Here is a 13,505-nt window from a genome sequence, read left to right as displayed (position 1 = left end):
GCACAGCCCGTCAGCCACAGGCGACGGGAACCGCGGTCACCGACCGAACCATCCCCCTCAGCCGAAGACCCCCTCAGCCACCCGTCTCAGTAAAACCGGCCGCAGCGGCGACCAACCACCGCCGACGCCACCGGCCGAATCCGAGCGCTCGGATGGGACGAGCACATTCGGGAAGGCGGGGTTCCTGGGTCGAACGGTGGATCAGCCCACCGCGACATCGCCACCGGCTCCACCCGTTGCCGACCCGATTCCAACGTTGTACTGTCTTCTGGACCCCGCCTTCTCATGCTTTCGGGAGCTTCTATGACACAGCCTCGTGCCGAGTACCCGCGTCCGCAGTTCGTGCGGTCGGAGTGGGTGAACCTCAACGGCGAGTGGCAGTTCGAGATCGATCGATCGGACAGCGGCCTGGAGCGGGGGGTGCGAGACCGGGAGCTGGAACGGCGGATCACCGTGCCATTCGCCCCGGAGAGCGAGCTGTCCGGCATCGAGGACGTCGACTTCATGGAAGCGGTCTGGTACCGGACGACCGTGACCATCCCCCACGAGTGGGCAGGCAAAGAAGCCGTCCTGCACTTCCAAGCCGTCGATCACGACGCGACGGTATGGGTGAACGGCACCGAGGTCGTCCGGCACCGCGGCGGCTTCACCCCGTTCAGCGCGAACCTGAGCAAGGTCGCCAAACCAGGCGAAGAAGCGACGATCGTCGTGCGTGCCCGCGATACCCACAAGGGTCCGCAAGCACGCGGCAAGCAGAGCCAGTTGTACTTCAACCACGCCTGCCTCTACACGCGCACCACAGGCATCTGGCAGACCGTCTGGCTTGAGGCGGTCCCCACCGTGCACCTCAGGCGCCCGCGGATCACCCCCGACGTGGCCGGCTCCAGCTTCCATCTCGCCGTACCGGTTTCGGCCAACAAGCCGGGCTACAAGATCCGCGCCACCCTCAAGGACGCGGACGGCGAGGTCACAACGGCCGAGGTACGCGCCGATCTCGACCTCGCACCCCGCCTTACCCTGCAGGTCCCCGCGGACCGCGTCCGGCTCTGGGACACCACCGACCCGCACCTGTACGACGTCGCCCTCGAACTGATCGATGCCGATGGCAACGTTGTTGACACCGCGGACAGCTACGCCGGACTGCGGTCGGTATCGATCAACGGTCAGGCGATCCTGATCAACGGCAAGCACGTGTTCCAGCGACTCGTGCTGGACCAGGGCTACTGGCCGGACGGTCTGATGACCGCGCCGACCGACCAAGCCCTGATCGCCGACATCGAGCTGAGTATCGCGGCCGGTTTCAACGGCGCCCGCCTGCACCAGAAGGTCTTCGAGGAGCGGTTCCTGTACCACGCGGACCGCCTCGGCTACCTGGTCTGGGGCGAGTTCGGCGACTGGGGTTCGGGCGTCGGCCACACCGGTGACGACAACCAGCAGCCGACGGCGTCGTACGTGGCGCAGTGGCTGGAGGCGGTCGAGCGTGACTACAGCCACCCGAGCATCATCGGCTGGTGCCCGCTGAACGAGACGCATCAGCTTCTGCATGACCGGATCACCCAGCTGGACGACGTAACCCGGGCGATGTTCCTGGCCACCAAGGCGGCCGACTCGACCCGACCGGTACTCGACTCCTCCGGCTACTCGCACCGCGTCCCGGAGACCGACGTCTGGGATTCGCACAACTACACGCAGGACCCGGCCGAGTTCGCCCAGGAATTGGCCGGCCTCAAGGACGGAACGCCGTACGGGAACCTCGGCGGTCCCGAGGGCCGGCCGATCTCCCAGCCGTACGCCGGTCAGCCGTACTTCTGCAGTGAGTTCGGCGGCATCTGGTGGAACGCAGAGAAGGCGGCCGCGGGTAAGACCGGCAACAGTGAGGACTCGTGGGGCTACGGCCAGCGGGTCGCCGACGAGGAGGACTTCTACGTCCGCTTCACCGGGCTGGTCGACGCGCTGCTCGATGACCCGCTGATGTTCGGCTACTGCTACACGCAGCTCACCGACGTCTTCCAGGAAGAGAACGGGATCTACAACTTCGATCGCAGCACCAAGCTCGACGTACCGCGGATCCAGGCGGCACAGACGCGCCTGGCCGCCTACGAGAAGAAGGACTGAAGGACCAGTGAACCGACCGCGACCAGGATCCAGAGAATCGCTCCGAGCAGGAGCGGCCTGGGTCCTGCGTCGCGCAGTTCACGCGGCCGCAGCGACAGACCGATCGCGGTCAGCGCCGCAGTGATCAAGCAGGTCCCCACGAGGCTCAAAGAAGGCAGCCAAGCATCCGGCACGGCGCCCGCCGTCCGCAGCCCGGCCGCGGCGATGAACCCGATCAGGAAGAGCGGCACCAGCTTCTTCCACGGCAACGGCCCCCGCGTGGACGCGGTCGACCCGTGATACGAAGCGCCTTGTACGTCGAGCGCCCGGGCCGCGCGGTTCTCCCGGCGCACCTTGAGCGCGACCAGGGTGAGCACGATCGGGATCAGGGTCAGTGAGCGGGTGAGCTTCACGACGATCGCCTGATCGCCGGCGCTCTGGCTGTACGCATACCCGGCCGCGACCACGGACGAGGTGTCGTTGATCGCCGTACCGGCCCAGAGCCCGAAGGCCTCCGGGCTCATCCCGAGCAGATGCCCGAGCGGCGGGAAGGTCAGCACCGCCACGATGTTGAAGGTGAAGATCGTCGCGAGGGCATAGGCCACCGAGGACCGCCGAGCCCCGATCGCCGCGGTGGCGGCCGCGATCGCCGAGCCACCACAGATCGCCGTACCGACGCCGATCAAAATCTGGGTGTCGTCCCGGACGCCGAGCAACCGGCCGAACAGCCAGGCCCCGCCCAGCGCGAGCGCCAACGTGCCCAGCATCACCGGCAACGACGACAGGCCGACGCGAGCCACCTGCTGCAGGGACAGCCCGGTCCCGAGCACGACGATCGAGAGCTGCAGCAGGTTCTTCGACGCGAAGTCGATCCCCGGCCGGAACAGCTCGGACCGCACCCGCGGGAACGCGAGCCCGGTCAGCACGCCGAACACGATCCCGAACACCGGCCCGCCGACCACCGGCACCAGCCGCCCGAGCGGAACGGCCACGGCGGCGAGAACCAGCACCACCAGAAGCCCGGGCACGGGCCCACGCCTCGGAAGCAGACGAGGACGGTGCAATCGCACAAAGGGAAGAGCCATGGCACGGCTTGGCCTAATCTCGACCTGCACCATCAGCCCGGCTCCTCTCCGCAGAAATGTGCGTACATTTAAGCTAAGAGATGACCGGACATTTGGCAAATCGGAGGCTGACCCGGATGACCGTGCTCGACCGCTCAGGCAGGGAGCCGTTGTGGAAACAACTGCAGACCGACCTGGTACGGCGCCTGCAGGCCGGCGATTTCGACGCCACCTTCCCCGGTGAGCTGGCGCTGGTCGAGGCCTACGCCGTCAGCCGTCATACCGTCCGCCAGGCCCTCGGCCAGCTGCGCGCCGACGGCCTGATCGTGGCCGAGCGCGGCCGCCAGCCCCGGGTCGCGGTCGTCCCCGAGATCCGCCAGCCGATGGGCGCCCTCTACAGCCTGTTCTCCTCCGTCGAGGCCTCCGGCCTGGCCCAGCACAGCGTGGTCCGCGCCCTCGACATCCGCGCCGACGGAGTCATCGCCGCCCGCCTGGAGCTCGAGGCATCCATCCCGCTGCTCTATCTGGAGCGCCTCCGGTACGCCGGTGACGAGCCGCTGGCGCTCGACCGAGTCTGGCTGCCCGCAACCCTGGCGGAGCCGCTCCTGGACGCCGACTTCACCCACACCAGCCTCTACAACGAGCTCTCCGAGCGCACCGGCCTCCGCCTGGACCACGGCCGCGAGGACATCCGCGCTGTCACGCCAACCTCGGCCGAGCGTGCACTGCTGCACTGCCCGGCCGAGGCCGCCGTCTTCTCGATCATCCGACAGGGCAACGCCCAGAACCGCCCGGTCGAGTGGCGCCACACTGTCGTCCGCGGTGACCGCTTCGCCCTGTCAGCCGAGTTCTCCGAGAACACCGGCTACCGGCTCACGCCCGCAACCGCCCAGGCTCACGGCTGGTAGCCCACGCTCCCGCCCCAGTCGTTCTGCCGCCATCCCTCCTGGGGTGACCACCACCAGTGGTACAGCGTGTTGTTCGCCGACTGCGCGAAGATCTGCTGCTGATCCGCGAACTGGTAGGCCACCGGATCGGAGTACGCCTGACCACCGCGGTCATCGAAGGCGACCTTGTTGGTGGCCTGCTTCCAGAACCACTTGTAGAGCGTGTTGTTGGGGCCTCTGGCAACGACATGCTGCTCGTCGCCGAAGGCGAACCCGGCCGGCGCACCGACGAATCGGCCAGGCGCACCGGTCCACTTGTTCAGCTGTAATCCGCTCCCGCTGTCCCACCACCAGTGCTGCAACTGCCCGTCCGCGGCCTGGGCGAACACATGCTGCTGGCCCTGCCAGGTGAACGTCGCCGGATCGGAGTAGGCCTCACCGCCCCAGTCGGCGAAGTGCGGCTCGGCTTCGTCGGCGATCCACCACCAGTGGTACAGGTGGTTGTCGGTGCTACGGGCAACGACATGGAGCTGGTCACGATAGGTGTACACCGACGGCCGTCCGACGATCGGGCCGGGCGCGCCGGACCACTTGTCCAGCCGTAGCGTCTGATCGGCCGGGTCCCACCACCAGTGCGACAACGCGCCGTCACCCGACCGGGCGAAGATGTGCTGCTGCCCACCCCAGACCGCACCGACCGGATCGGAGGCCGCGTCTCCGGCCCAGTTCGCGAAGGACGGCTGGGACTGGCCATCGGTCTGCCACCAGTGCAGCAACTTCCCGTCAGTACTGCGAGCGATCGCGTGCTGCTGGTCGTTCCAGGCATACCCGGACGGGCGGCCCGCGATCGGGCCCGCACCCCAGACAGCGGTCTTCGTCCCCACCCCGGAAGCCCAGTTCCAGCGCATCATCGACCCGGTGGTCGTCGGTGCGAACACCAACTCCTGGGCACCGTACTGGTACCCGGCCGACCCCGGCACTTCCTCGGTGGCAGCCGGCACCGAGCCCACGCCGTACACCTCGACATCGTCGAAGAAGACCGACGTCTTCGGCCCGGACCGCGTCTTGACGAAGGTGAAGCGCACGTACCGGGCGCGGGCCGGCGCGAAGTCGGCCTGGTACCACATCTTGTACATCCCCCGGTCCGCACCGGTCTGCGCGCGCTCGGTGAAGTTCACGCCGTCACCGCTGGTCGACACCTTGATCCGATCCGGTTGGTAACCGGGGAAGGCCTCGTACACATGGGCTCTCGCCCGGCCGACCGTCTGCACGTTGCCGAGGTCGACCGTCACGTCGTACGAATGCGCCACCGCGTCGTCCGGAACCTCGTAGCCGAAGCCACGACCGTCGCCCCAGTCGTGCGACAGCACGCCGTCAGTCGCCTCTTTGCCCGCGTCAGGGTGCCTGGGCGCCGTCCCGTCCGACCGGCCGTAGCTCTTGCCTCCGGCAAGGTTCTGCTGAAGCAGATACAGTCCGGAAACCTCCACCGAGGAAAGCCCTACGGCACCGGAGCCGGCCGGTACGACGATGCGCACGAAGCGCGCCTTTGCGTTGATCCCGGCGAATGCCGCCTTGGCACCACCACTCACTGCCCGCGCGTCCGACCAGTACGACCCGTCGTAGGAAACCTGCACCTTGTACGACGCCGGCGCCGTCGTCCACGCCAGATTCGCGCCGTTCAGCTGAACCTGCCGGCCGAGATCGACCTGCAACCACTGCTCACCCGTCCCGGCCGGTTGCCAGGCGGTCGACGCGTTCCCGTCGACAGCCTTCGCCGCGTCACCGGACAGGCTCGACGCAGTCGCCTTCTTGCCGACGGCCAGATCGGCCGCAACCACCGGCTGCCCGGCGGCCGCATCCAGAACCATCGCCCGGATCCGTTGCATATAAGAGATGTCCGCCTGAAAATTGTTGCTCTTCTCAACCAGGCTGCGGGACAGCTCGGTCGCCAGTGCGGGATTGGTCCTGCCCAGGAGGTTGAGCACCTCCCAGTCCTCGATGCCGTCGCGCAGCGACTCGTACCGGGTCGTCACCTCGAGCGTGTTGCGGGCGACATCCGGCTGCGTGATCCAGGCGTCCCCCTTCGGGTTCTGCTCGTCGATGCCACCATGCCAGTTGTTGTAGGCCCAGTGCAGGTAGCCGGTCGCGCCGCGTCCGTAGGCCAGCCACATCGTCAGGCGCTGGTTCCACTGCGCCTGGTCGATGAACCTGTTCAGGTGGTCGTAGACCGGGATGTTGCAGTTGTAGAACCACAGTTCCTTGCCCTTGGCCCGTTCCGCGTCGAACGGGTCCGGGTTACCGGTATACGTATGCAGGTTCGGGATGACGATGTCGGTGACCTTGGCCACGCCGAACGCCCCGGCGTTCACGAGCGCGTCGGCGATGGTGATGCCCGGCCACAACTGGCGGTACTTGTTGGCCACCTCGGTGTACTCCGCGACGTCCTGCTCCTCGTCGGAGATGTGCTGGAACCACATCTGCGACCAGCCCTTCGCGGCCACATGGTCACGCAGTGCCGGGATGTACTGGTTCATCCAGTTCTGGCCGGCCGCCGAATCCCAGTCGTAGTAGACCTGGAAGGCTCCGGGCGTGCTCGGCAGGGTTGCCACCTTGAACCGCGGCTTGTTGCCGATCAAGTCATTGCCTTCGAGACGTTTCACCGCACCACGTGCCTGGAAGTGCTCGACGACCTGATCGACCAGGCTCCAGTCGAACGTGTACTTCCCGGTCGCCGGGTTGATGACGCTGCCCGCGTCCTTGAGCAACTGGACGGTCTGGACCTGCATGCTGTTCCCGCGGTACCGCTTGGTGATCTCCGCCTGACGGTCGAGCAGCTCCCACCATTTGGGCGAGTACTTCTTGTACTTGTAGAAGTCCTCGATGGTGTCGGTCGCGTTCGGATCCGGCAGGATCGCCTGCATCGTGCTCTGCCACAGCACGTTGGTGAATCCACCGTCCTTGGCCGGCGGGATCGTCACTGCCCGCGCGTTCACGCGCAGCGCGACGGAGATGTCTCCCGCGGTCGTCCGCAGCGTCACCCGGCCGCTGTAGGTACCGCCGGCGGCCTCGGCCGGTACGTACACCCGGACCCAGACCGACTGCGTGGTGTTCGCCGGTACGGCGATCGTCGGATCGTTGACGAGGCGGTCGGGGAACAGGCCGGGCGCGTCCCGGATCGTGAGCCAGGCCGGCTGGACCCCGTCGAACGTCGAGTTCCGGTTCAGGTTCTGGTACCCGACGAAGTTGTACGAAAGGTTCGCAGCAGCGATCGCATCCGACGGCCCGACCAGGTCACTGAAGTCGACCCCGTTGATCGTGAACGCGGCGGGACCACGCAGCACCACCTGGCCGCCCTCGTAGTCGTTGCGCGCCGTGTCCAGCTTCAGTACGTCGGCCGCCTCCTCCGAGGGCCCGCTGTCCTTGAACACCGACGTGTACGCCGATTCCACCCAGTGCCCGGGGGGAGACACAGCTGCCGCCTTCTCCGGTGGTATCGCCACCACCCCCAGGCCGAGGATCAACCCCACACCGAGCAACGCCCGCATCCACCGCACCATGACCTCCTGCAAGTCGCCGATGCAGTGAGGGTGGGTTCCGGATCAGTCCAGTACAAGCTGTGAAACCAAAACCGAAATCGCTATCAACTCAGGGCTGATATGTCGCAGCCCCCGGCCGGAACGGATCATCCCCGGGCAGCCAGTACGGCGCGGGCCCGAACTCCACCGTGACATCCCGCGTCAACGCCTCCACCGCCGCGAGCACGGCCGGATCGGACTCGTCCCAGCGCGACACCAGCCCCCACGTCCACAGTGGCGCCGGATCGACCACCGGCCGCCGGGTGAAGCCGCTGGGCCACGGAGTGGCGTCCCGCTTCGGCGAACTCAACACCGGCCGCCGCAAGCGCCGTACATGATCGAAGAACGCCGAACCGGTGATCCCGTGGTCGTCGATGCGCTCGACCGACGCGCCGACCGAGCGGGCGAACTCGATCGCGTAGATGTTCCACGAGGACCAAGTCGCCGTATCCGCGTCGACGAGCACCACGACATCTTGAGCCCGGACGGGCGTCTCGTCGCCGAACGAGACGGCGTACAGCCGATCGACGCCAAGCAACCGACCGGTTAGTTGCTGCTCGGCCAGGTCGGTCGCCCGCACCCAGGTGATCGCCAGGTCGATGCTGCCGTCCGCGACGCGCGCCGCCTGCGTGTGCGACGGCATCACCCACGCATCCACGCGCAGCCGCGCAACCCCGGACACGCGCTTCTCGAGATCCGGCGGCCGCCAGCTCACGTAGCCCAGTCGCACCGGCTCACTCACCGCGAACCCACGCGCCGTACGGCGTAATTCGTCGGCCTGCTCCAGCAACGCCCGCGTCCGCGGCAGCAAGGTCTCGCCGAACGCGGTCAGCGTCACGGTCCGGCGATCGCGCTCGAACAGCTGGACGCCCAGATCCCGCTCGAGCGACTTGATCTGCTGGGACAGCGACGGCCCGGCGATGTGCAGCCGCGCCGCGGCGCGGCCGAAGTTCAACTCCTCGGCGACCGCCACGAAGTACCGCAACTGCCGAAGCTCCACCTTCGAAGAGTAATAGGCGCAGCCTCTCAGCTGGGAGAAGACCGGTCGTGGAAAACCTCACATGGTTCGACAACTGTCGAAGTACAACACCTCAAGAAGGCAGGAAAATATGAATACCCAGAAAGTCGCCGTCGTCACCGGGGCGTCGCAGGGCATCGGAGCCGGCCTGGTCGCGGCGTACCGCAAGCTCGGGTACGCCGTCGTCGCGAACTCGCGCTCGATCACCCGCTCGGACGACCCGCTGATCCTGGCCGTCCCCGGCGACATCGCCGAGAGCGGCGTCGGCACCCGGGTGATCGAGCAGGGCCTGGAGGCCTTCGGCCGGATCGACACCCTGGTCAACAACGCGGGCATCTTCGTCGCCAAGCCGTTCACCGAGTACACCGACGACGAGTTCGAGCGGATCGCCGGCATCAACCTGCGCGGCTTCTTCGAAACCACCCGCCGGGCGGTCACCGCGATGCTCGACCACGAGGACGGCGGGCACGTCGTCAACATCACCACCACCTTCGCCGAACACGCCCTGAGCGACGTCCCGGCCGCACTGGCCGCACTGACCAAGGGCGGGCTGAACTCGGCCACCCGCTCGCTCGCCATCGAGTACGCCGCGCGCAACGTCCGCTTCAACGCGGTCTCCCCCGGCGTGATCAAGACGCCGATGCACCCGGAGGAGACGCACGAGTTCCTCGCGGCCCTGCACCCGGTCGGCCGGCTCGGCGAGATCGACGAGATCGTCGACGCGGTGACCTACCTGGAGAGCGCGAAGTTCGTCACCGGCGAGATCCTGCACGTCGACGGCGGCCAGCAGGCCGGCCACTGACATGAAGGTTCTCGACGAATGGGCGGCCGGCATCGCCGCCCACGATCCGAAGGCGGTCGCTGCCCTCTTCACCGAGGACGCGATCTTCCAAGGCCTGCACCCGTACGGCGTCGGCCGCGATGCGGTCGCCGAGTACTACGACTCGCAACCCCTCGGCCTGACGGCGAAGTACGACGTACTGGAAACCCGCCAACTGGCCGACGGCGTCACGCTGGTCTATCTGACGGTGGACTTCAGCTTCACCGACCGTCCGACGATCACCGTCAATCTCAGTGTGGTGCTCCGGGACGGGCTGATCGCGCACTATCAAGTCTCCCGCTTGACTTAAAGAGGACTTGAGATGCTGAGGTAGGCGGCAGGTGGAACATCGAGGCTCTCGACCTGGCCGACGAGTGGCAAGAGTTCAACCCCACAAGGCCGGACCGCGCATGCACGGCCTGATGACCTGCCGGATGTCCTTGCGGGACTCGATGTTGTGCTCAGCGACGAAGAGATCGATCGCTTGAAACTTGTCTGAGAATGCTGTGAGAAGACACGCTCAAAGAGGCAGGACCGGCGAAAAGCGCTTATCCTACGGCCATGAGTGAGTTCGAACCGGGCGCCGACGTGGTGTCCCGACTCCCTTTGCCTGGTCACGTGGTCGTCCTCGCGGACGGCCAGTGGCGGCGCGGCTGGTTGATCGGCCGCGAGCACGAGGAGTCGGGATGGACCGGTCTGGTGCAGTACGAGGACGACGAGGGTCAGGAGCGGACGGAACGCCTGCCGGCGGAGCTGATCGCCCTGGCCGCGCCGCCAGCGCCGAGCGAGCAGGCCTCGTAAGAGGCCGCAGACGGCAACATTTGAAAGGATGCGAGAAAGCCCCCGGGATGCGAGTCAACCGGGGGCTTTCTGCTTGTAACGCCGGGCCGGGGCGCCTAGGCGGCGGACGAGAACCCCGTCCCAGGCCCTTCGGGCGGTTGACCTGGGACGGGATCCTCAGTGGCGTTACACACGGTGTATCGCTGGTGACGGCGGGAGTGTTACACGATTCAGGGAAATTTCTTCGGGGGTGCGACAGCACGCCGGGCAGAGGGCGGCCCCGGTGCACTCATCCCTGAACACCGGGGCCTGGGTCGTCGGCCTCGCGCGCGACCGGCGGCTCGTGGTCCTCAAGTGCCCCGGTTGTACGGCGTCATGCACAACTTCGATCAGAAATGCACGGCGAGCAGGATCCGCCCGCTCTCCGAACTGCGGATGTCCAGCGCGCGGATCTCGCTGCGCTGCAACTTCGTGGTCGCCGCCGGCTTCACCGTCGTACCCGGTGCGGCCGTCCACGTCGCGAGCAGTTGCGCCTTGCCCGAGTCGTCGGTCAGGTACAGCTCATAGCCGCGGGCGCGCTCGCTCGGGGTCGCGAGCTCGTCGTACCGGCAGCTGATCTCGATCGTCGTGCCCCAGCGCTCCGGCACCAGCCGGGCATCCGCGGACAGCTTGCTCTCCACCGTCTGCGCGAGCACCACGTAGTCGCCCTGCGGCTCGTCCTGAACCAGTGGGACCGCGAGCACCGCGCCGATCCCGATCGAAACCACCGCCACCGCAGCGACCAGACCGCCGACGCGCCAGCGCCGACGCTGCCGGTCCTCGTGCACCCTGCGGGCGAGACCAGGCAGCAGGTTGGGCGTAGTCGTGTTCACCGTGATCAATGCCTGATCGCTCGGCAACGCGGCCAGCGCGGCCGGCACCGAGGTCAGTGACGCCACTGCCGCCGAACACTCGGCGCAGGTCGCCAGATGCTCCTCGTACTCCCGCCGGTCCGTGGCCGGCAGCGCACCCACCAGATACGCCGCGTCCCACTCCCGGTACTTGTCTGTCACTGACTCGTCACCCCCTTCTCCTGCAGCGCGAGCTTCAGCGCCCGCAACCCGTAGTGCAGCCGCGACTTCACGGTGCCCGACGGGATATCCAGCTCCTCGGCGATGTCGGTGACCGTCCGGCGCCCGTAGTAGGCCCGGACGATCACCTGCCGATGCTCCTCCGACAGCAACGCCAGCGACTCGGCCACCAGCCAGGCATCCAGTACGGCGTTCGCGTGGTCCGTACTGGGTTTCTCCGGCAGGTCGCCGCTGGCCACCTCGCGGTTGACCCGGGCACTGCGCCGGTCGTCGATGACGAGATTACGCGCCACCGTGAACAACCAGGCCCGGGCACCCGCTTCGTCCTCGGTCAGGATCTGCGGCCGCCGCCACGCCCGGAGCAGGGTTTCCTGGACGACGTCCTCGGCCAGTCGGTCGTCGCCGGTCAGCCGCACCACGAACCGCCACAGCGCGGGAGCATGCACGTCGTGCAGCTCGCGCAGCATCGCGGCCCGGTCGTCGGCCATCGGGGCTCCTGCTCTGTCGGGCATGGGCTAAAGGCTCACTCGGTCGCCACGGCCGCGGTCTGCCGCTGCTGGACCGGCGCACTCCGCTCCAGCGCCCAGGCGCCATTACCGAGAACCGCGATCAGCAGGAAGGCGAAGCAGAACAGCGCCGCTTTCTCGCCACCATTCTGCACGGGCAGCAAAGCATCCACCTGGTGAACGGTGAAGTAGGCGAACGCCATCGACCCGGACGAGAGCAGCGCGGCGTACCGGGTGCCGAGCCCGATCGCGACCAGCGCACCGCCGACCATCTGGATCAGAGCGGCCCACCACGAGGGCCAGATGAACGCCTCGACCTGCTTGGAACCGAGAACACCGAAGATCGACGCGGCGCCGTGACACGCGAACAGGAATCCGACGACGATCCGGAAGACACCGATGACCTGTGACTGATAACGCTCCAGAACCTGCATGAGCCTCACTCCTCAAGGGGCGGTTTGGGGACTTGTCCTTCCGAACGGATCCCCGGCTCATCTGGTTCAACCGACGATGTCACCGAGAGGGACCTTTACGTCACAGCACGAATCGGTTGCACTGAAGCGGTCTATTGTTGTAGAGCGCGCAACGACTTCAGGAACACGTCCCGGTCGGCCGCCGGCAGCGCACCGAGCAGCTCGTTCTCGTAGGCCCGGATGCTCTTGCGGACCGTACGGCGGACGCGGCGTCCCTTGGCGGTGATCGACAGCAGGCGCACCCGGCGGTCGTCGGGATCCGGCATCCGCTCGATCAGCCCGGCCAGCTGCAGCTCGTCGAGGGTGCCGATGATCCGCGACTTGTCCGCGCCGATCGCCTCGGCCAGCGCGGCCTGGGTCCGGACCGGCGTCTCGTCAAGGGCGGTCAGCACCGAGTAGCCCCACATCGAGAGGTCCTGGGCGGCGAGGATCGGCGTCTCGGCCGCGATCAGCAGCCGCACCAGCGGATACAGCATCGCGGCGAGATCCGGGCGATCGTCCATGCCCGGAAGATAACACTGGCGCGATCATATGCGGGCGCTTACGATCTATGCATGCCTACCATTGATTTCGTCTCCCTGGACCGCCGCGCCGTCACCGCGAGCATCGAGCTGGCGACCGGCGTCACCGATGCCGATCTCGCCAAGCCGACGCCCTGCCGCGCGTGGACGCTCTACGGCCTGCTCGCCCACATGACCACCCAGCACTACGGTTTCGCCGCAGCATCCCGCGGCGACAGCAACCCGGAGGTTTGGAAGCTTCGCGATCTCGGCGACAACCCCGTCGACGCGTACGTCGAGTCCGCCGGGCACGTACTGGAGGTGTTCGCCGAGGAGGGCGTGACCGAGCGGATCTTCCCGTTGCCGGAGTTCGGCCCGGACGTCAAGGCGCCCGGACATCAGGCGATCAGCTTCCACTTCATCGACTACGTCGTCCACAGCTGGGATCTGGCCAAGGCGCTCGGCACGACTGTCGATTTCACCCAGGACGTCCTCGACCCCGCGTGGGCCGTGGCGCAGATCGTCCCGGTGGGCGAGGCCCGATTAATCCCCGGCGCCGCCTTCGGTCCGGACGTCGAGTGGTCCGGCAGCGGCCAGCTCGACCGCATCGTCGCGCTGCTCGGCCGCTCCCCGGCGTGGCCGGCGTCCTAGCCCAGCCCCCAGATTGAAGTTAGGGTTACCTAACTTGCTCGCTCCGAGCGCGATTCTGGGGAGGACC

13 protein-coding genes are annotated in these 13,505 nt (G+C 67.3%); 6 read left to right on the top strand and 7 right to left on the bottom strand.

Annotated features, from left to right (window positions below; translation table 11 throughout):
- The first annotated feature begins 303 nt into the window (after positions 1–303).
- Positions 304–2,115, top strand: coding sequence for a glycoside hydrolase family 2 protein (locus tag OG474_RS20835; RefSeq protein WP_405064011.1), 1,812 nt, complete (start codon positions 304–306; stop codon positions 2,113–2,115).
- Here OG474_RS20835 and OG474_RS20830 read toward each other — a convergent pair.
- A complete protein-coding gene (locus OG474_RS20830) occupies positions 2,097–3,122 on the bottom strand; it encodes a YeiH family protein (protein WP_405064010.1) in 1,026 nt (341 codons plus the stop codon). The two genes, OG474_RS20835 and OG474_RS20830, sit on opposite strands and share 19 nt — an antisense overlap.
- A gap of 173 nt (positions 3,123–3,295) precedes the next feature.
- On the opposite strand from OG474_RS20830, the gene OG474_RS20825 reads away from it, so the two are divergent.
- The gene (locus tag OG474_RS20825) at positions 3,296–4,066 is read left to right on the top strand and encodes a GntR family transcriptional regulator (RefSeq protein ID WP_405064009.1); all 771 of its coding nucleotides are present in this window, start codon (positions 3,296–3,298) and stop codon (positions 4,064–4,066) included.
- Here OG474_RS20825 and OG474_RS20820 read toward each other — a convergent pair.
- Positions 4,054–7,590, bottom strand: a complete 3,537-nt coding sequence (locus OG474_RS20820; protein ID WP_405064008.1) for a glycoside hydrolase domain-containing protein — start codon at positions 7,588–7,590, stop codon at positions 4,054–4,056. The two genes, OG474_RS20825 and OG474_RS20820, sit on opposite strands and share 13 nt — an antisense overlap.
- A gap of 100 nt (positions 7,591–7,690) precedes the next feature.
- Positions 7,691–8,620, bottom strand: a complete 930-nt coding sequence (locus tag OG474_RS20815; protein ID WP_405064007.1) for a LysR family transcriptional regulator — start codon at positions 8,618–8,620, stop codon at positions 7,691–7,693.
- A 109-nt stretch (positions 8,621–8,729) separates the two neighbouring features.
- Here OG474_RS20815 and OG474_RS20810 point away from each other — a divergent pair, with 109 nt between their 5' ends.
- The 3 genes from OG474_RS20810 (at position 8,730) to OG474_RS20800 (ending at position 10,259) form a co-directional block, all read left to right on the top strand.
- Positions 8,730–9,440 carry an SDR family NAD(P)-dependent oxidoreductase gene (locus OG474_RS20810; protein WP_405064006.1) on the top strand — a complete coding sequence of 237 codons (711 nt, stop codon included), beginning with the start codon at positions 8,730–8,732 and terminating at the stop codon, positions 9,438–9,440.
- Position 9,441: 1 nt separating this feature from the next.
- Entirely contained in the window at positions 9,442–9,768 is a 327-nt protein-coding gene (locus OG474_RS20805) for an SgcJ/EcaC family oxidoreductase (protein ID WP_405064005.1), read from the top strand.
- A gap of 251 nt (positions 9,769–10,019) precedes the next feature.
- A complete protein-coding gene (locus OG474_RS20800; RefSeq protein WP_405064004.1) occupies positions 10,020–10,259 on the top strand; it encodes a hypothetical protein in 240 nt (79 codons plus the stop codon).
- Between the two features lie 368 nt (positions 10,260–10,627).
- Here OG474_RS20800 and OG474_RS20795 read toward each other — a convergent pair whose 3' ends face one another.
- From OG474_RS20795 to OG474_RS20780, 4 genes are all read right to left on the bottom strand, one after another.
- A complete protein-coding gene (locus OG474_RS20795; protein ID WP_405064003.1) occupies positions 10,628–11,290 on the bottom strand; it encodes an anti-sigma factor family protein in 663 nt (220 codons plus the stop codon).
- A complete protein-coding gene (locus OG474_RS20790) occupies positions 11,287–11,820 on the bottom strand; it encodes a sigma-70 family RNA polymerase sigma factor (protein WP_405064002.1) in 534 nt (177 codons plus the stop codon). The genes OG474_RS20795 and OG474_RS20790 overlap by 4 nt, the downstream gene beginning before the upstream one ends.
- Before the next feature lie 11 nt (positions 11,821–11,831).
- On the bottom strand, positions 11,832–12,248 hold the full coding sequence (locus OG474_RS20785) for a DoxX family protein (RefSeq protein ID WP_405064001.1): 417 nt from the start codon (positions 12,246–12,248) through the stop codon (positions 11,832–11,834).
- Positions 12,249–12,379: 131 nt separating this feature from the next.
- Entirely contained in the window at positions 12,380–12,790 is a 411-nt protein-coding gene (locus OG474_RS20780; protein WP_405064000.1) for a MarR family winged helix-turn-helix transcriptional regulator, read from the bottom strand.
- 51 nt (positions 12,791–12,841) lie between these two features.
- On the opposite strand from OG474_RS20780, the gene OG474_RS20775 reads away from it, so the two are divergent.
- Positions 12,842–13,438, top strand: coding sequence for a TIGR03086 family metal-binding protein (locus OG474_RS20775; protein WP_405063999.1), 597 nt, complete (start codon positions 12,842–12,844; stop codon positions 13,436–13,438).
- The last annotated feature ends 67 nt before the right edge of the window (positions 13,439–13,505 follow it).

Origin of the sequence: Kribbella sp. NBC_01505 (assembly GCF_045040285.1) — a bacterium.
Lineage (GTDB): Bacteria > Actinomycetota > Actinomycetes > Propionibacteriales > Kribbellaceae > Kribbella.
The sequence above is the reverse complement of the archived record's forward strand: the minus strand, read 5'-3'. Positions and strand labels throughout refer to the sequence as shown.